13 protein-coding genes are annotated in these 18088 nt (G+C 41.0%); 7 read left to right on the forward strand and 6 right to left on the reverse strand.

The genetic code is table 11. The features are described 5' to 3' along the window. Positions 1-3: 3 nt before the first annotated feature. The 4 genes from VGA95_00075 to VGA95_00090 all read right to left on the reverse strand — a co-directional run bounded on the left by VGA95_00075 (position 4) and on the right by VGA95_00090 (position 7092). Entirely contained in the window at positions 4-813 is an 810-nt protein-coding gene (locus VGA95_00075; protein ID HEX9664941.1) for a FecR family protein, read from the reverse strand. A 9-nt stretch (positions 814-822) separates the two neighbouring features. Then, positions 823-2325: a tetratricopeptide repeat protein gene (locus VGA95_00080; GenBank protein ID HEX9664942.1), complete on the reverse strand. Its 1503-nt coding sequence runs from the start codon at positions 2323-2325 to the stop codon at positions 823-825. A gap of 268 nt (positions 2326-2593) precedes the next feature. After that, a complete protein-coding gene (locus tag VGA95_00085) occupies positions 2594-4729 on the reverse strand; it encodes an adenylate/guanylate cyclase domain-containing protein (GenBank protein HEX9664943.1) in 2136 nt (711 codons plus the stop codon). 1070 nt (positions 4730-5799) lie between these two features. After that, on the reverse strand, positions 5800-7092 hold the full coding sequence (locus tag VGA95_00090) for a GAF domain-containing SpoIIE family protein phosphatase (protein ID HEX9664944.1): 1293 nt from the start codon (positions 7090-7092) through the stop codon (positions 5800-5802). A gap of 172 nt (positions 7093-7264) precedes the next feature. On the opposite strand from VGA95_00090, the gene VGA95_00095 reads away from it, so the two are divergent. The 3 genes from VGA95_00095 (at position 7265) to VGA95_00105 (ending at position 10037) form a co-directional block, all read left to right on the forward strand. Continuing rightward, positions 7265-7498: a hypothetical protein gene (locus VGA95_00095; protein ID HEX9664945.1), complete on the forward strand. Its 234-nt coding sequence runs from the start codon at positions 7265-7267 to the stop codon at positions 7496-7498. Positions 7499-7771: 273 nt separating this feature from the next. Next, on the forward strand, positions 7772-9013 hold the full coding sequence (locus tag VGA95_00100) for a potassium channel protein (GenBank protein ID HEX9664946.1): 1242 nt from the start codon (positions 7772-7774) through the stop codon (positions 9011-9013). Positions 9014-9077: 64 nt separating this feature from the next. After that, complete coding sequence (locus VGA95_00105) at positions 9078-10037, forward strand: CorA family divalent cation transporter (GenBank protein HEX9664947.1); 960 nt, start codon at positions 9078-9080, stop codon at positions 10035-10037. Positions 10038-10089: 52 nt separating this feature from the next. On the opposite strand, the gene VGA95_00110 is transcribed toward VGA95_00105, so the two are convergent. Next, positions 10090-10857: a 3',5'-cyclic-nucleotide phosphodiesterase gene (locus VGA95_00110; protein ID HEX9664948.1), complete on the reverse strand. Its 768-nt coding sequence runs from the start codon at positions 10855-10857 to the stop codon at positions 10090-10092. Positions 10858-11169: 312 nt separating this feature from the next. Here VGA95_00110 and VGA95_00115 point away from each other — a divergent pair, with 312 nt between their 5' ends. The 4 genes from VGA95_00115 to VGA95_00130 all read left to right on the forward strand — a co-directional run bounded on the left by VGA95_00115 (position 11170) and on the right by VGA95_00130 (position 16702). Then, positions 11170-11817, forward strand: a complete 648-nt coding sequence (locus tag VGA95_00115; GenBank protein ID HEX9664949.1) for a CDGSH iron-sulfur domain-containing protein — start codon at positions 11170-11172, stop codon at positions 11815-11817. 35 nt (positions 11818-11852) lie between these two features. Next, a complete protein-coding gene (locus tag VGA95_00120; protein ID HEX9664950.1) occupies positions 11853-12779 on the forward strand; it encodes an adenylate/guanylate cyclase domain-containing protein in 927 nt (308 codons plus the stop codon). Positions 12780-13044: 265 nt separating this feature from the next. Next, positions 13045-14109 (forward strand): histidine kinase dimerization/phosphoacceptor domain -containing protein, encoded by a 1065-nt coding sequence (locus VGA95_00125; protein ID HEX9664951.1) that lies wholly within the window; start codon positions 13045-13047, stop codon positions 14107-14109. Positions 14110-14383: 274 nt separating this feature from the next. Further along, a complete protein-coding gene (locus VGA95_00130) occupies positions 14384-16702 on the forward strand; it encodes a choice-of-anchor D domain-containing protein (GenBank protein ID HEX9664952.1) in 2319 nt (772 codons plus the stop codon). A 253-nt stretch (positions 16703-16955) separates the two neighbouring features. Here the strand turns inward: VGA95_00130 and VGA95_00135 are convergent, their stop codons facing one another. Then, positions 16956-17258, reverse strand: a complete 303-nt coding sequence (locus tag VGA95_00135) for a hypothetical protein (GenBank protein HEX9664953.1) — start codon at positions 17256-17258, stop codon at positions 16956-16958. Between the last annotated feature and the right edge of the window lie 830 nt (positions 17259-18088).

Genomic DNA, 18088 nt, shown 5'->3' on the forward strand with positions numbered 1-18088 from the left:
CCCTTATGGATTCACTATCACGTCAACAGGCGCTTTATTTTGCGGATTAACTCCTGGAAGCAGGTTGGCGGGCTGAACCAAAGGAGCGCTGATTAACTGTGAATACGCGGGAGTGGTTTCTTTTCCGGGAAGTTCCTTACCAGGGTATTCCGCTTTACGAGAATCCTCATCTTCTGGCGCTTCCTCCTCGACCTCTGTCCCCTCAATAAGTTCATTTTGAAGCTCAGGTGGAATTGGAGCCGGCACCGAAGGGCAGCCATCTTGTAGGATCTCTGAGAATTGCCCCGCATTAACCACTACCTCTCTCGGGCATTTTAGAATGCCCCTTACATAAGTCTCACCTTCATGGGTATAGAAAATACCTAACGCATCAATATAGAGCTCGGTGCCCTTGATACCTGCGACTGCATTGGGCGTAGCAAATTCAATATCGGTTTCTACTCCAGGAATTTTTTGAATTATGCCCTTAAGCTTTCCCTTGACTAGGTTAGATAAAGATTTTCTTTTAGTCGGGGTGTAGACAAACTCCGTTATCTCAAGCGTGGCATTTGCTCCCAGCGAAATCAGCGAGTCGTCATTAAACAGGATTTTGAGCCCTGAATCATCTCCGGTTTCAAATCTATCCCCCAGAAATACACGAGTTCCCTTTTCTACCGCTTCACTCCCTTCAGCGCTGATAACAGTAGCCTGTCCATTTACAGCAGTTACGATTCCTACAGATTCATCCTCCTGAGAAAACACAGACGTCGCCCAGGGAATCAGGACGAAAATATTTAACATTAATAAGATTCTTCTCAACATGTATCTATCCATAGAATATGACTAAAACCTCGCATTGAAGGTCACCGAGAATACATCCTGATTATACTGGAATGGCTCGGGTCCAGGAAAGGTGCTATCTGAAAAATTGGATATATGCTGATAGCCAAAATCAATCGAAAAGATCTTATAAAGCTGCTTGGAAACAACGACTAACACACCGATCTGATTGTCTACCCTGTCGAACGGGTCGTTATAATAGTCTTGCCTGAAGTAATTAGTTGTGATGAAAGTCGTTATATCGAATGGCATATAGGCAATAGCTTCAAGAAAGAACTGGGGAGCAGTATAATCAAAGTTGCGTGTCCCTTCAATATCTTTAGCGCTATTTAGGGCGAAGTTAAATCCAGGTCTGAAAAGGATCCTACCATCATATAGACTGAAGAGCTGAGCCACGGTCCAGTTATTATTATAAGCATCTCTTTCCGGGAAATTCTTAAAGTCATAGTATCTAAGGTTGTAGGACAACTCTGTGCTGGTATTTGTTGTCCACTCGAAAATTACCTTTGGACTTACTGAGTGGGACTGGGAGAAAAGATTATCTGCGGGAGAACCACCTAGAAAGGTGATGTCATAGAAATAGTCCAGAAAAAGACTAACGGGAATTTTTCCAACAGAAGTTTTTCTCCGTCCATAGAGATTTATTAGGTGGTCTTGTACGTTAAATTCCTCCAAACCATTGTTAAATGATAAATAGCCGGAATAGCTGCCGCCCAACACCGTATCCTTGGTGAGATAGGGGTTAAAGCCCAAATTTGCGAAAAACACCTCACGCCAAGCGCTCTTATCGGAGACAATCGGGATGCCGTTGGGTTGCAGTGCAACGTTGGTGTCATACTGTATTCCAGTGCTGGCTGCTCCGTAATATCGTTTGGTGAGATTAGCGATTATGTCCAAATATTCCAATGCAGCCCCTGCTGTGTCCGTCCCTGCCCCAAACTGTCCTACGAGTTGAAAGTCATTCTTTGCCTCCTCATAGTTTTTAAGCCTGTATCGACTGATCCCTGCAAAGAAATGAGCAGGAACCGCAAGATCGGGGTCAAGCTTGGAAGCCTTATCCAAAGAGGTTATTGCCTGTTCATAGTTTTCGAGCTTATACTGTGTATAGCCCAGGTCGTAGTTTGCGAGACCACTGTCGGGTTCTTGACGCACAGCTTCTTTAAATTCAGGAAGTGCCAGGCTATATTGCTCCAGCTTGAGATAGGCGGTTCCCAAGTCCAGATGTATACCCTTTAAATTGGGGTCTAACTCTTTTGCTTTTTCAAGGTAGGGTACAGACTGGTCGTATTTATCTAGCCTTAACAAAGAAAGCCCCAGAACATGGTTTGCCGTCGCGCTCTGAGGGTTTTCCTTCAAAGCCTCTTCCAAGAGTTTGGCCGCTCCAGTGTAATCCTTTCTGAGATAAGCGGCAATCCCCTTATTGAGATTAACCTCGAAATCAGCCCTAACAGGGTAGGAAATAGCCCAGATCAGGAACGTTATCAGGATAAACCGGCCGTAAGTCAGTTCTTTTAGTCTCCTTTAAGCCTCAACCAGAATTAACCCAGATCACATTCTGAGAATTTACAAGGTACAACCCTTAATTCGATTTGTCAACAAATATTTTTATTCATTGCTTAGTCGAACACTAAGCATTTTAAAATCGCTGCTTGTGAGCTTCCTATTAAGGATGGAATGAAACAATTACCCATCGACAATACACCGAAATTTAGGTAAATCCGGTCATTCTAACCTATGAAGGCAAAATCGTGAATCCTGAATGGTGCATCGTGAATCATTTTTCCTTTGCAGTGTAGACGCCGGTCCAATCCAGGGGCGGCGGATGGAGTATGTACTCTTGACATCGCTCTTTATACAGGGCTGAGGGTGTGTCGTTGGGGAAATTTAGTAGAATCTCGGCGAACTTTTCTTTTGCCGCGAGGAACTTACCCTCCCGATAAGTGTTGAGTGCTTCCGTAAACATCCTGACCAAATCGGTCTTGTTGCTATCACCAGAGAAAGTGTTGACAAGCTCAAAGATGGAGATTGGTTCTTCCTTACCTTTCACCTGCACAAGGTCAAGCTCCCGGAATAAAAAAGGCGCTTCTGATGAATTAAGATTTTCTAAGGTTGACTTACTTATAATAATCTCGGTCCCATAGAGTTTATTGAGACCCTCTAGACGTGAAGCTAAGTTGACACTATCACCGATTGCCGTATAATCAAACCTCATGTTAGCTCCCATGTTTCCGACAATAGCCGCGCCCGTATTGATTCCTATTCCAATGGAGATGGTGGGGAAATTTCTTTTCCTCCATTCGTTATTGATCTGTCCAAGCTTCTTCAACATCGAGAGAGATGCTTGACAGGCGCGCGTTGCATGATCGGGAACGTCCAGAGGGGCACCGAAAATTGCCATCACGGCGTCTCCGATATATTTATCAAGTGTGCCGCGCTCTTCCATAACAATTTGGGTCATTGGACTAAGATATTCATTGAGGACCGATACGAGCATCTCGGGAGGAATGCTCTCGGAAAGTGAAGTAAAACCCCGTATGTCTGAGAAAAGCAAAGTAACATTTTTGTTTTCTCCTCCTAGCTTGAGTTTATCAGGGTCCCTTAAGATTTCGTCTACGATATCCGATGACACGTAACTGCTAAAGGCCTTCCGAAGATAACGGCTTCTTCTCTCTATGACAAGATTGCGGTAAGCTTCAAAGAATACGTATGCAAAGCCAATAGATAAAGCGGGATAAATAGTACTAATGACAAAATTCAAACGTGTAAAGATTACAAAGTTTCCCAACAAGTAAAGGAACACAAAAACTATAAAAATAGTGAATCCGATGACGGTGCCTCTGGCTCTTATTAGTAGAAAAACGAGTAGTATTGGAAGCATAAAGAGTAATCCGATGTCCAATGCATGAGTAAGGTTATTTTCGATAAGAAATCTGCCATCGAGAATATTTCCCGCAACACTGGCATGTATTTCAACGCCCGGAAAGACGGGATTAAAAGGGGTTGGTCTCAAATCAGCTATTCCTATCTCCGTGGCTCCTACCAAGACTATTTTGTTTTCTAAAGCTTCAACCGGGACTTTTCCCGATACGACATCCACGGCTGAATAGGTCTTAAAAGTGCCACCTGGGCCGTAAAAGTTAACGAGGAGCTGTCCAGATTCATCCGTAGGAATTTGCGTTTTGTTTATGTTAAGAGCCTCCACTCCGTAAGAGGCCATGGTAAGCCATAAATCTCCACCGAGAAAAAGTCGAATGCTTTCAAGGTTCAGCGACGGATAAATCTCACCATCATAACTCATGAGGAGTTGCGAGCGACGGAAGATGCCGTCTCCGTCGGGCAGCATATTGAAAAACCCAAATCCCAGGGCGCCCGCACCAATCTCAGGAAGGTTTAGATCTGCGGAACGGAATGTCTTTAGAACATTTGACGGGGGTTTATCAAGATATTTTATAAGCTTAATATTTGATCGTTTTACCTGCTTGAGCGACGCGGTAGTGGGTTCTTCAGTAGCGTCGTCACGGAAAAAATAACCTAAGATGATGTTTCGACTCTTTTCCACAGCTTTTCCAAGGGCAATATCCGCATCCTTGGACTCTTGTTCTGAGAAAAGGATATCGAACCCGACGACCTTTGGTTTATAGTCCGATAGCTTCTCTATAAACTCGGCAATAAGATAGCGAGACCATGGCCATCTTCCCAACTGGTTGATGCTTTTTTCGTCAATCGCAACTATCACTACTTTAGGATTGGGTTCTATATTTCCACGAGTCTTAAAACGGAAGTCGCTATACCGGAGGTCGACCTCATTGAGAAAAGATGGAGACCATGTATAGAGGGATAGACTGAGTAGCGCCGAGAAGAGGCCAATTGCAATGCCTACGAATAGAAAATTTTTATCACTTCTTTCCATCTTTATTTAAATGATCTAATCAAAGGTAACCCTTAGGAATCTGTAATTGTTAAATCTTCATCTTGACATTTATACCCAAGGCGGCTGAATAACTACTTGTAAATATCTTTTGTGAGAGACATGATCCTCAATCCCTTTTTTCACATGATGATATCTTCTTAAACTTGCCCTACACGAGTGGATCTGGAATACAGCTTCGCACCCTCAGTCACGAAAAAAACAGGAAATAAAAAGGGGTCTCTACGATAAGCAGTGTCTGTGAGACGACTAAAAAAATTTGTATTTTGTAATCCGAGCATTTAGTTAAATTATTATTTATTCTTTATTACCCGTAGAACTTAGATGCGCGTCGGTCCTTAATGTTTGTACTGATAAGGTCTGAGGATAATGTCTACGCTCATACATTTACGTATTCTAAAACATCCCGTCCTTATAAAATGTGAGGCCGGATGGTGGTCAATCATTTCAATTCGTTTTCACATTTAGTCAACCTGGCTACCAGGTTTTAGAACTCGAACGTTAAGTAATTGCTTTGCCCTCCATTCTTTCAATTGCTTATACGTTAAGAAATTCAACAGATAAGTATAACTTAATATTAATATTATGGGATTGATTATCTTTGAATTTAGTCAAAAATTTTGGAAATTGTAGCACTTATAGCAAATGTGATTATTGAGGTAGGTTATATTTTATTCCCAGCGCAAGCGATATAGCTGGAACTGAAGGTGATCAGACAGGATGATGATTTAACCCATTTGGATATGACTGGCCTCATGGATAAGATAGGCCTAGAGGTTAGAGCTACGATTTACAGCTTGCACTGTTTTAAGGCGAAAGCCAACCCTGGTTTACTTATCCGGCGCAGAGTTTATGGCCTCACTAGGATTAAGACCTTTATTATCCACTGCGAAGGGTTTGAAGAGGCACGGGGTGAAGATGGCCCTGCTCAACCCTCAATGACCGGGAGAAAACGATCTTACGACTTCTGGGTCTTGTGAAAATATTCCAGTTGTACATGACTACAACGGAGCGATTGAGTCTCTGAAGACAGGTGGAGCCTTGTTGGGTTTTTACGTTTTTTGGTATTGTATTCCCAGGAGTGTGATATCATCTGCAGGAGGGGCACCCGATGAAAAATTCTTCAAATCATTTAAGGTAGTTCTTAATCTATCCTCGATTGGAAGATGTTTTTGATTCCCTAATAATCTTATCAGGCGTTCGTCTGTGTAAAAGTTGCCATGGATATCCATTGCTTCTGTTACCCCGTCGGTATACAGAAATATGCTATCTCCAGGAGCTAGAGTTACCGCGCTGGTTGAATACTTTGCTGCTTGATTTACTCCCAATGCCATTCCTGACTTGTTGTTTAATGGTTTAGTTCCATGGTCTTGTGATAAGATGTAAGGATGGTTGTGGCCTCCATTGCTGTAAAACACCTCACCTGTACTAGTATTGAGGATTCCACAAAAAATAGTGACGAACATCGCAGTGTCATTATCGACACATAGTTCTTTGTTTACGTTAGTTAGAATCTCGTCGGGGAACATACCTTTTGTAGTTTTTGCTTTAATTAGTGTCTTGGTAACTGCCATAAAAAGTGATGCGGGGATACCCTTTCCCGAGACATCTCCAATACAGAAGTATAAGTTTTGTTGGTCTATGAAGAAAAAGTCGTAAAAATCTCCCCCCACTTCCTTTGCAGGCTCGATAGTGGCGAAAATTTCAAATTCATTCCTATCGGGAAATGGCGGAAATCTTTTGGGTAATATACTCATCTGTATATCCCGTGCTAGTTTTAAGGCTTCCTCGATGCGTTGTTTCTCGACGTATGCTTCAGTCAGTTTTGCTCTTTCTAGAGCCACAGCAGCATGGGACACTAATGCCTCCAAAAGAGACTCATCCCGTTTATCAAATACTCTTCCGCCTTTCTTATTGAGCACCTGAATAACACCAACCAAATTTCCATTGATACTGATGATCGGTATGCAAAGTATCGATCTTGTATGGTATCCGGTCTGTTTGTCGAATTCAGGATTGAATCTCGGGTCGTTATATGCATCTTTGATATTTATGCCATTTCGAGTCTTAGCTACTTCCCCGGCGATGCCGACCCCTACTGCAAAACGGATTTCCTTTATCTTTCCGAGCTTTTGAGCAATTTTGCTCCAGAGTTCACCTGTAGATTCATCATATAAGAAGAGACTACTCCGATCAGCATCAATTACCTCAGTAGTTTTGTCCATGATCACCTGTAAAAGGTCGTCTAAATGAGCTTCATTTGATATAGCCTTTGAAACATCGAGCAGTGCTTTTAGATCTCTTACTTGACGTTTGATTTCTTTTGATGATTTAGTATCAGGCATTTTTCTACAATTTCTTAAATTTATAGCTTAGGAGTTCCAGACCCAATATTTGAACTGTAGGATAGAATATGAGTATTATAAATGCCCTAATCTATTTAATCCAATTAAGACTTTTTTATAAGAGAAGTAGATTCTGATTGAGACGATTGGAACGATTTTAGCTGGTTTAGGCTTGTTTCGAGCTGGATTGGGGATGTTGAGTTCCAGTCTAGGCCAGATAACCAGCAGGAGCATTAGAAAACCATTTAAATGGGTCAATAATCGATTTCTTGCAATAACTTGGGGCATCCTCGCCGGGGTTAAATCTCAGAGTGCTACTGGAATAGCATTTATTGTTTCCGGTATGGTTTCAAGCAATATAATTGACGTTCGTAGTGGCCTGAGTATTGTTGGCTGGATGGGGTGAGTAGCTTATCGTCCTAATGAATCTCTTATGAGGAAGATAAAGGCATTTTTAACTGATCTATATAAGGTCAGCATGACACATGATGCTGCAAACATGCTTCTATTTATTCAAACTAGCATTGATATCCCAGAAGCCTTGAACTCGGACCTCTAATTCCTTTAATAAATTTATATTCTTTCAATTGCAATAGGCCCTTACTCCTCACCATTCAATTGTGTTAGAATACTCTTCGAATATTATTGCCTATAATTCCTAACTAAAAGAAAATGCTTCATGATGGAGATAAAGGACAAAATAGATACTGGGTTGACTTCTATTCCGGAAGAGAACACTGCGGCAACTTCGGACCAATCAAGTACAGGATACCGTTACTATACAAAAACCTCAACAAGACTGGAACCAATGACCGAGTGGAGGTTCGCTCAGATGTGGGAAGTGATTCGAACTATTTTGAATCAAAGGGTTGCGAGGGCTTTGGTTTGGGTGGTTATTGTTTTGTTACTTGGTGCAGCGGGTTTCTATATAATAGTTTTGATTTTCTCTCCCGACCCTTTTGCTCATGGGCTGTTGGATTCTTTATATTTGTCTGTTATAACCCTAACAACGGTGGGTTACGGAGACAACCTAAATTTGTTGTCTCTTCCACAACCGGGTCGAACTATTGGCCAGGCCTTTTCTATAACTTATCTCTTGGTTGCCTATGGAGTGGTTGTTTGGGCATCCTCAACAGTGGTTGCGTATCTTGTAGAGGGGTCACTCTCTGGAGTGTTATTAAGAAGGCGAATTCAAAAACGAATTAACATGTTAACTGACCATTATATATTATGTGGAATAGGAATTACAGGAATTGCCATTATTGAAGAATTCCAAAAGACCGCTCATCCGTTGGTTATCGTGGAATTGGATAAAGAGTTGATTTCGCAATTAAAGTCTGTTTTTCCTAAAGATGAATTACTGATTGTTGAAGGGGATGCAACTGAAGAAGGGGTTCTTCGTCAAGCGGGAATCTTACGTGCTAACGGAATAATATGTAATTTGTCAAACGATCGTGATAATCTTTTTTTGACCTTGACAGCCAGGTCTATGAACAGTTGGTTGCGCATTGTTTCTCATGGTGTTGAGCCAAGGAGCAAGGAAAAAATACTCAGGGCTGGAGCTGATAGTGTCATATATCCTGGCACAATAGGCGCGCTTAGAATGGCCTCAGAGATGCTTCGACCGACTGTAGTATCTTTCCTTGATAAGATGCTTAGAGACACGCGTCAGCAGCGGGTTTCAGAAGTCAAACTCGCTGATCGTTCCAAATACGCTGGTAAAACCTTAAGAGATTCTGGGATCTATAAAGACACCGGTATGCTTGTTTTGGCTATCATGTTGCCAAATCAAGATGAAGAAAAGTTTATTTATAACCCTTCGGCGGATTTTGTATTGGAGCCGGGCTCGGTCTTAGTGGTGATTGGCGATGTTGAGCAGGTGCGAATACTGGAGAAACATGCAAATCCTGAGGTGGGTTAAATTCAGGAAGCATGAATCTTTGATTCTTACATATCTCAGGAATTAATAATTGGAGAAGGATAATATGATTAATGTGATAGAATTTGATTTCTCTACCAAAAATGAATATGGAATAACCACAGAAGGAATTAAGCCTGAATGCGAGGAGGGTCATTACTATTGGATTAACCTTGATAGTGCAGGTGTGGGCGAATTCATAAATATTCTCAGACGGTTTTGCCCTGATACTCCGATTGACGATGAATTCCTAAAGAGTGATGCAAGAGAACTTCTAAATTTTTTCCCGAATACTCTTCATTTCAAAGTTTTTGAGACATATATTCTTAACGGAAAATTGGTCTCAGAGCCTATCCAGGTTATTCTAGGCAAATGTTTTATTGCAACTATTTATGATCAGCATTCGATGGTGGTGGAAAAGATGCTTGAGACTTATCACGATGATTTTGTCAACTTTAGTCAGTCTCCCGGTTTCCTCTTATTTGAAATTGCGGATTATATTTCAAATATATATCAGTCGACATATAGGGAGCTAGAAGAAGAGATTGATAAATTGCAATTAAAATTATTTGAAAATATCGACGATGAAATCTTTGTGCGAGTTGCTAACGCCACGCAGCAATTACTTGATTTTCGGTCAGCCCTAGTCTCTGCTCGTGAGATTATCACCATTTTATCTACTAGAAAATCTCCTTTTATTAGAGAAACAACTCAGCCATATCTCGAAAGCAAGAGTAATCTCCTCAATAGATTGAGCGACGACCTGTCTACTCAACGTGCTGTTATCTCTGACACCTTGAATCTTTACATGGGCTATGTCGGTTATAAAACGAATAGCTTAATAAATAGATTAACAATCATTAGTCTGATATTTTTGCCAATTACATTTATAGCCGGAGTTTACGGGATGAATTTTAACTACATGCCTGAGCTAAATTGGAAATACTCCTACTTCGTGTTATGGATAGTAGTGCTACTAATTGTTTCAAGTTTGCTACTCTTATTTAAGCTAAGGAAGTGGATTTGACTCTTACTAAATTTATTATTTGAAGAATTTGTGACGTGAATGCTATATGTATTTAGATTTTGATATTCATCCCGTCTTCTAGAATTTGCAGTGGTAAGTTTTTGGATAGTACCTTTAACTCTTTAATAATCTCTTCACGATGTATGGGTTTCATGTGTGTTACGTATATCTTTATGTCGGTTCTATGCATCTTAGAAACTTCTTTAGACAAAAGGTTGGGGGTTAGATGGCCGGTCAACTTTGCGGTTTTTTCTAGGCGATTTGGAAAACTACACTCTATAATTAATGCCTTCAGCCTTTTGTGGTCTCGAATGTTTTCCCAAAATAGCTCTGTCTTATAGGTGTCTGATGTAAAGGCAAAGGCAGAATTGCCACTATCAATCAGAAGACCCACGGTTGGCACTGTATGATTTACCGGAATTGCCATTATATTCAAAGAGTTTATTCTTATATTTTTCAGGGGTATAACGTTCGTTAATGAGATTTTTGACTGCTTGGTGTTTGGTATTTCATTGAAGTTGGGCCATATTCTCCCGTTGAAAATATGGGCAGATATATCATCTATCGTCTCTTTTATTCCATAAATGTTCAGGGGCTTCTTGCGAAAATCAAAAGCCGTTTGAGCCAGAAATGGAAGGTCTGCTATGTGATCAATGTGGGCGTGGGTTATAAAAACATGATCTATCATAGATCGGACTTTGTTACTCAAAACCTCCGAACACGTTCCGGCATCAATTAAAACATTTTTACCAATCAGGAGGGCAGTTGGATTGAGGCCTACATCTCTGCTACCGTTACAACCAAGGACCGAAATTTGCATCACTCGTCTCGTTTTCGTTCTATGTTAAAAAGGCAATTCATTTTACCTAATAAAATGAGTTATGGCTTTAGATATAAATTAATTCACTAACTTTAACATAAATTAAACTCACTTTTTATATCATACAAAAATCCAACATTCAAACGATTTATTTAGCAACATGTTCTCGTCATCAACCGTTGTTAAGTTAGCATTGTTGATGATTTAAAGGTGAGTAGGATTGTAGAATGTCTGTGATTTTCATTTGTGCTGTAGCTTAATTGAAGATAATGGTTAATAATTATTACAATTCCAGAAATAGGGGGAATCAATTTGAATTCATCAGGAAAATGGGAAAGCCTCGGTATTGAGTGTTCTAAAAACGGTCCGTATTTAATAAGAAACCTTAGACATCTTCAAAACTCAAAGGGTGAAGAGATATCAACAAATAAGGTTATCGCATTATGTAGGTGTGGGGGATCTGCAAATAAGCCCTATTGCGATGGTACCCATGCCAAAATAGGGTTTTGTGGCGAAAAGCTTGCAGACGGTAGTTTGAATAAAAGGGATAATTACATAGGGAAAAACATCACCATACACGATAACAGGGGAACTTGCTCACATTCAGGATTTTGCACAGATAGGTTGCCATCTGTTTTCAAATTAAAGACAGAACCATGGATTGATCCTGATGGTGCAGAAGTAGAGGAGATAGTCAATACTATACGGAAATGTCCCTCTGGTGCACTTAGATATTCTATTGATGGCGTTGAATATAGAGACCAAGATCGTGGGCCGATGATTAGGGTTTCAAAGGATGGTCCCTATTATGTTACCGGCGGAATTGAGTTAAAAGATGAGTCGGTGGGTGCAGGGGCTTCAGAAGAGCATTATACGCTTTGTAGATGTGGTGGGTCAAAAAATAAACCTTTTTGCGATGGTACCCATTGGTATTTAAAGTTCAGGGACGAGAACAACTAATTTAATAACTGACTTATTACGCTGACTATCTAATAATGCCTCAGATATATTATCTGCCAGATGAGATGAAAGTTGATATAGAACCCGAGAAGAGCATTTTAGATGCTTCATTGGATGCTGGTATTCCTCACACAAATGTGTGCGGCGGAAACGCACGTTGTTCAACTTGTCGTGTAATGATCCTAGATGGGCTAGAGTACTGTACTCCTAGGACCGAGAATGAACTGATTCTCGCGGAGCATTTGAATTTCTGTCCATCGATTCGCCTCGCCTGTCAGACAAAGATAACTGGGGACGTGAATCTAAGAAGACTGGTATTGGATGATGCAGATGTGGAATTGACGTCACAGCTTAAGAGGAATCTACATACATCGTCGGTCGGAGAGGAGAAAGAGGTCGCCATCCTGTTTGCCGATATAAGAGGTTTTACGAATTTTGCAGAGGCCCTCGTTCCTTATGACGTAGTGCATGTCTTGAATCGTTACTTTTTACGCATGGACCAGGCGATCATGAGAAATGGAGGCTATATTGACAATTATATGGGGGATGGACTCCTTGCCTTGTTCGGAGTTGAGAATAATGATAACGCTTCACTACACGCTGTGAAAGCCGGTCTGGAAATGCTGGAAGAAATGGAAAGACTTAGGCCTTATTTACAAACCATATATGACCGATGCTGGGAGATCGGTATCGGTATTCATTACGGGGAGGCAGTTATCGGAACAATTGGTGGATCAATACGGAGAACCACCATAATTGGTGATTCGGTGAATTTTGCAAGCCGCATCGAATCAGCGAACAAGGAGTTGAAGACAAATTTATTAGTCTCTGAAAGGGTTTATGAAATGGTTAAGGCTAAGGTTTTGGTTAATCAGCGCGTGAAATTAAAAATTAAGGGGAAGACCGGAGAATACGCATTATATCAAATAATAGGGTTGGATGTTAATCGTTCAGATGAATAACCCCATGAAGATTCTCAACCTTCATGCGATGAATTAACCCACCAAATAATTTCTTACCACAGATTGTGACTTTGAACTGGCAAATACCCTGCAGCTTGCGCAGGGAGTTTCATTGAATCAAAAAGTTGTTGATTTGGTACATTATCCAAGCTATAACATTTATAAGTCTTCAGTTATGGTGGGGTTTTGACTAAAGTATTAATTTTCCGGTGATTATTACTTTTCACAAAAACCGGGGGATTATTTGTAGATTTGAGTTTACCGTATGAATAAACTGAATGATAGAAGTCAAGAACTTTTTAGAATCTCTCACGGAAACAGAAAAAACCCTCCTAGGGTACGATTACAATCGAAAGATAGGAAATACAATTGCGATAAGTGCGACGATCAGAAACTTTCGTTTGATAGCGTAGGAGATCTTGCATTCTGGTTGGATTCAGGCGCACAATTTTACCACGTCAACGAGGCAGCTTGTGTATTCCCTGGACCTTCAAAGTCAGGATTCCGTGAAATGAGGAAGCATAATATAGGTCCAAACTATCCAAAAGAAGGCTCGAGTTTTCTCTGGTGCAATCTAGAGCGTCGTAAAACACCAAAGGGTGAAAGCGATGGAATAGAGCTAGGGGTTAATAAGCGAACACGAAATTTATTTGAGAAGAATAGAGAACTGAAAAAGGAGATTGCAAAGCGTAAAGTAGCTGAAGAACGGATCAGGGCTATATTAAGCGAGAAGGATTTACTTCTAAAGGAGGTTCAACACCGTTTAAAGAACAACCTTCAGTTTATTACCACTCTACTAGATCTTCATAGCGATTACACCAACGATAATAAGATGCAAAATGTTCTTGTCGACATTCAAAACCGCATAAAATCTATGGCTCTAATACACGAACAAATATATCAATCAAAGAGCGTAGCAAAAATTGACTTTAAAGGATACCTTAAAAATCTCGTTAACTATATATTTGACTCATACGGAATAAGTAAAAGAGCGATCAAGCCTAAGATAACGGGGAGCGATTTTTCTCTATGTGTAAATAGCGTAATAAGCTGTGGTCTGATAGCTAATGAACTCATTTCTAATGCTTTGAAGCATGGCTTTCCAGATGGAAGGCAAGGTGTAATCTTCATTAATATGTGTTCCAAGAATAACAATTTTAGATTGATTATTGGTGACAATGGAATTGGATTCCCTAAGAATTTTAGTTTCCAAAAAATAACGACCTTGGGCTTACAATTGGTTATCTCATTAACCCAGCAGCTTAATGGAGGTATTAAACTAAACAGGAGAGGACGGACTGAATTTAAAATTGTGTTTCCTGCAAAATGAAAAAGGTAGTAGGAAGGTAATCGATTATAGGCTAAAATTAATTTGAGCTTAATTTGGACTAGTCCTTTTTATTTTCCCGATGTTTTAATGGTCTTGTAAACCAAAAGCGAAAACGGATATTTCCGATAGACTCAAAAGAAATTTAAAAAAACAGCGAAAGCCTCAGGCTTATCAATGACCTTCATCGGTACTAAGCGGGTTTTTTTGAATTGAATGGTATGATGACTCGTAAGGTGATAGACTCTGGTTACAAATCAACAAAGGAGATCATAAAATGTTCAAGTTCAAGATCATTAAAATAACTCTGGCTGTAGCCGTAACTCTGTCTTTCGCTAGTGCAAAAAGTGAAGAATTACCTACATTCAACCTTTCAAAAAATAGGCTTTCACCCGATGAAAGAACTACAAACGAAACAATGTTGGCCAAATTAGGCTTAGAACTTACGGATTTAAATTATGAATACATGTCATATCTGGAGAAGGTTGAAGAGGGTAAGAAGGGGTTTACATCTCGGAATAAACAGTTACGAGTGACAGATGATACAGTTGTGATTGATGCTGTTGCTTCTGGTGATGTAGGGGTTTTGAAATCTGAGCTTGAACAATTGGGTATGCAGAATGTCGGAGTTTTTGGGCGCGTAGTATCTGGACGGTTGCCTCTTATTGCAATTAATGATATGGCTGAACTTGACGGCTTAAAATTTGCACGCCCATCCCTTTTTACAACCCATGCGGGTACGTGCACAAGTCAGGGTGATGAGGCGATACGCTCAGATGTCGTACGCTCGACGCTAGGTATAGACGGCGGTGGAATAGCAGTTGGTACCTTATCAGATAGCTTTAATTGTCTTGGAGGTGCGGGCCAAGGAGTAGCGGACGGAGATCTGCCTGCAGGTATCGTGGTTCTGCAAGAGGGCGATTGCGAATTTGATACCGATGAGGGACGCGCTTTGATGGAGATAATATTTGATGTCGCTCCAGGGGCTAGTCAGGTTTTTCGCACCGCTGACTTCGGGCAGGCTAACTTTGCTCAAGGAATCATGGACCTGGGCGCATTCGGAGCAGATGTGATAGTTGACGATATCATATATTTTGCCGAACCTATGTTTCAGGATGGCATCATAGCGCAGGCCGTGGATTCAGTGGTTGAATCAGGTGTTTCATATTTCTCTTCTGCCGGTAATGAGGGACGAGATTCCTATGAAAGTCAATTCATTCCAAGCGGGTTTTTGGTCGTTATAAATGACAGAGTATGTGAGGCCCACGATTTTGATCCCGGCCCAGCCACTGATATCTTCCAGGGGATTACTATTCCCGAGGATACGGGGCTTGTTATGTCCTTCCAGTGGGATTCACCCTTCTTCTCGGTTAGTGGCCCCCCCGGGTCATCAAATGATCTTGACATCTTACTCTTAGATTCTTCAGAGACAGTAGCTCTTGCGGGTGGTGTAGATAATAACATTGGAGGCGATCCTGTGGAGGTGTTTGGTTTCTCAAATCCACCGGATTCCGGCGAGTCGAATTTTAATCTTCTTATAGCCAGATGCATAGGACCAAATCCAGGCCGCATCAAGAATGTATTTTTCAATTTCTTGGGTGATATTAATCAGTATGAAACGAATAGTTCTACGATTTACGGTCATGCAAATTCCAGTGGCGGTGAAGCGGTCGGGGCTGCCTTCTATGCCGAGACGCCAGAATTCGGCGTAAGTCCGGCCCTTTTGGAATTCTTTTCTTCAGCCGGCGGAACACCTATCCTTTTTGATACTAACGGTAACAAACTGCAAACGCCGGTAGCTAGGATGAATCCCGATGTTGTCGGTCCCGACGGTGTGAATACCTCATTTATTGGAGTAGATTTGCCTGGAAACCCATGCCCAAGCTTTTTCGGCTCGTCTGCGTCGGCCCCACATGCCGCAGGTGTAGCTGCTTTAATGTTAGACGTTCAACCGTCCTTGCCTCCGGGTGAATTATATGGCCTCATGGAGCTTACCGCCCTCGAAATGGGTCCGAGAAATGCCAGGACCATTGCGGATGATTCTACGGCAAGTCAAAATTTTAATTTTGACAGTGGCTTTGGTTTCATTCAGGCAGACCTTGCCGTGCAGCAATTGATCGTAGAAATAGATGTCACTCCAACGGAGATAGACTTTGGCATCGTGAATGAGGGAGCTTCAGTTGACAGGGAGATTACTATATCTAATGTTTCATTAGGATCTCAGCCCCTGACTGTTAATAACATAGGAATCATAGGTGCCGATGCGAGTAAATTTAAACAGGGCGCTACTACTCCTTTTACATTGGGACCTGGAGAATCCAAAGTAGTAACCGTGAAGTTTAGGCCACGAAGTGCACGGGAGTTCGTTGCCAATCTACTAGTTGAGAGTAATGATCCTGATGAAGGTACGGTAGTGGTTGTTTTGAGTGGACGGGGTAAAAGTTCCGGAGGCGGCTGTTCTATTGGTGCTTCATCGAATCGTGAGATAGGAATTGCAAATATGGTAATTATGTTTTTGCCTGTGATTTTACCCTTAATTTCGTTTATTATTAGGAGGAAAAATAAAAGATGGCCCCTTTCATGTGTCCGGGGATAGGCTTTTTTTATTCGATTATTAAGGCTTTTGGCTAACGACTCCAACTAGTCACGCTTCGAGTGTGCTAAGCGCAGGCGCTTTGACCCGGCACGTACTAACCCTTCGACCCTGCTCAGGGCGAAGTGCTTCAGTGTGATCGGGCCTTTTCTAGACGCGGATTTATATAAGACTTTGGAGGGAGTTGATCTTGAGTTCTCTCGGAAAGGTGACAAATCCCCTCTTTTCGCGGTGTAAAAGCGTACATAATGGATCTTTATTGACCTATTTTTTGCTCTAATTCCCTTATTCTGGTTTCCAAGTCTCTGAATCTTCTTTCATACTCTTCTTTGGTTATCATTCTTTCAACTAGGGTATCTAACTTTTCAATTAATTGTTTTAGCGCGTCTGCAATCATTTCAATTTTCAAACTAAGATCTTCATAAACAAACTTAATATCCCGCCTGAGTTCGGCTTGACCTTCGTCGAGTTTGGCATATCCCTCTTTGAGTTCTGCTTGTCCTTCCTCTAACCTGGTGAAGCTTTCTAATACTGCTTTTTGAAATTCCTTGGTATCCATTTTGGAGCCCATCGATTTTTCTTGCTTAAAGTATAACCCCAAATATAAGGGATGATAAATTCTGAAAGATTGCTTCGGGAAAAACCCCTCGTAAGGAAAGGAAAAGAAAGATTTCTCACATTTGTTCGAAATTGTAGCTGTCAAGTAATTCGAGGACAGTTTTTTAGGTTTTAAATGGGCATTCAAAAAATTGCCAAAATCAATTCCGGAAGCGTTAAGAAAAGTGACAATCATTCCTGTCATCTCGAAGGAACAAAGTGACTGAGAGAACTAATTAATTATAGCAATAGATATCTCGCATTCGCTCGATACGCAAGCGTTTTTTGTCAGCCCTGTCCTGAGCTGGGTCGAAGGATTGTTTCTTTGTATCAAGACAAAGAAAATAAAATATTGAACGATGGATCCCCGATTAAGCTTGTCCCCGAGTGATTCTGGCGGGGAACATTCGAGGATGACCGATCAGTAAATTTCAAGAAAATTTATTATTTTCTTGGATTCTGTCCTTGAATTACGAGACATTTACGATCGCGAGCACTTCGACCGGCCTGTACTGAGTAAAATCGAAGTGCTCAGTGCAGGCTCTAGCGAAGCAAACTCACACTCAATCACTTTTTCATCCCATATTGACTCTCCATCTGAAACCTATATAATCCAAGAAAAAGTTTTTTCTAAATAAGTAAAAAAGTTCACACTCATAGTTAGAGAATTAATAAATTGCTAAAAAATTTACTACCCTCACTCTTGTTTATCTTGTCAATAACAGCCTGTGGCGGCGAGAAGGAAATCCCTGCGCCTCAAATTGGTGGCATAAGAACAACGATAAGCAGGAT

It is taken from the genome of Thermodesulfobacteriota bacterium, from assembly GCA_036397855.1.
Taxonomy (GTDB): domain Bacteria; phylum Desulfobacterota_D; class UBA1144; order Nemesobacterales; family CSP1-2; genus DASWID01.

Bases quoted from the DNA above. Each gene is read 5' to 3' on its own strand.
- VGA95_00075 (HEX9664941.1), bottom strand. From the start codon at position 813: ATGGATAGATACATGTTGAGAAGAATCTTATTAATGTTAAATATTTTC.
- VGA95_00085 (HEX9664943.1), bottom strand. From the start codon at position 4,729: ATGGAAAGAAGTGATAAAAATTTTCTATTCGTAGGCATTGCAATTGGC.
- VGA95_00090 (HEX9664944.1), bottom strand. From the start codon at position 7,092: ATGCCTGATACTAAATCATCAAAAGAAATCAAACGTCAAGTAAGAGAT.
- VGA95_00100 (HEX9664946.1), top strand. From the start codon at position 7,772: ATGATGGAGATAAAGGACAAAATAGATACTGGGTTGACTTCTATTCCG.
- VGA95_00105 (HEX9664947.1), top strand. From the start codon at position 9,078: ATGATTAATGTGATAGAATTTGATTTCTCTACCAAAAATGAATATGGA.
- VGA95_00110 (HEX9664948.1), bottom strand. From the start codon at position 10,857: ATGCAAATTTCGGTCCTTGGTTGTAACGGTAGCAGAGATGTAGGCCTC.
- VGA95_00120 (HEX9664950.1), top strand. From the start codon at position 11,853: ATGCCTCAGATATATTATCTGCCAGATGAGATGAAAGTTGATATAGAA.
- VGA95_00125 (HEX9664951.1), top strand. From the start codon at position 13,045: ATGAATAAACTGAATGATAGAAGTCAAGAACTTTTTAGAATCTCTCAC.
- VGA95_00130 (HEX9664952.1), top strand. From the start codon at position 14,384: ATGTTCAAGTTCAAGATCATTAAAATAACTCTGGCTGTAGCCGTAACT.
- VGA95_00135 (HEX9664953.1), bottom strand. From the start codon at position 17,258: ATGGATACCAAGGAATTTCAAAAAGCAGTATTAGAAAGCTTCACCAGG.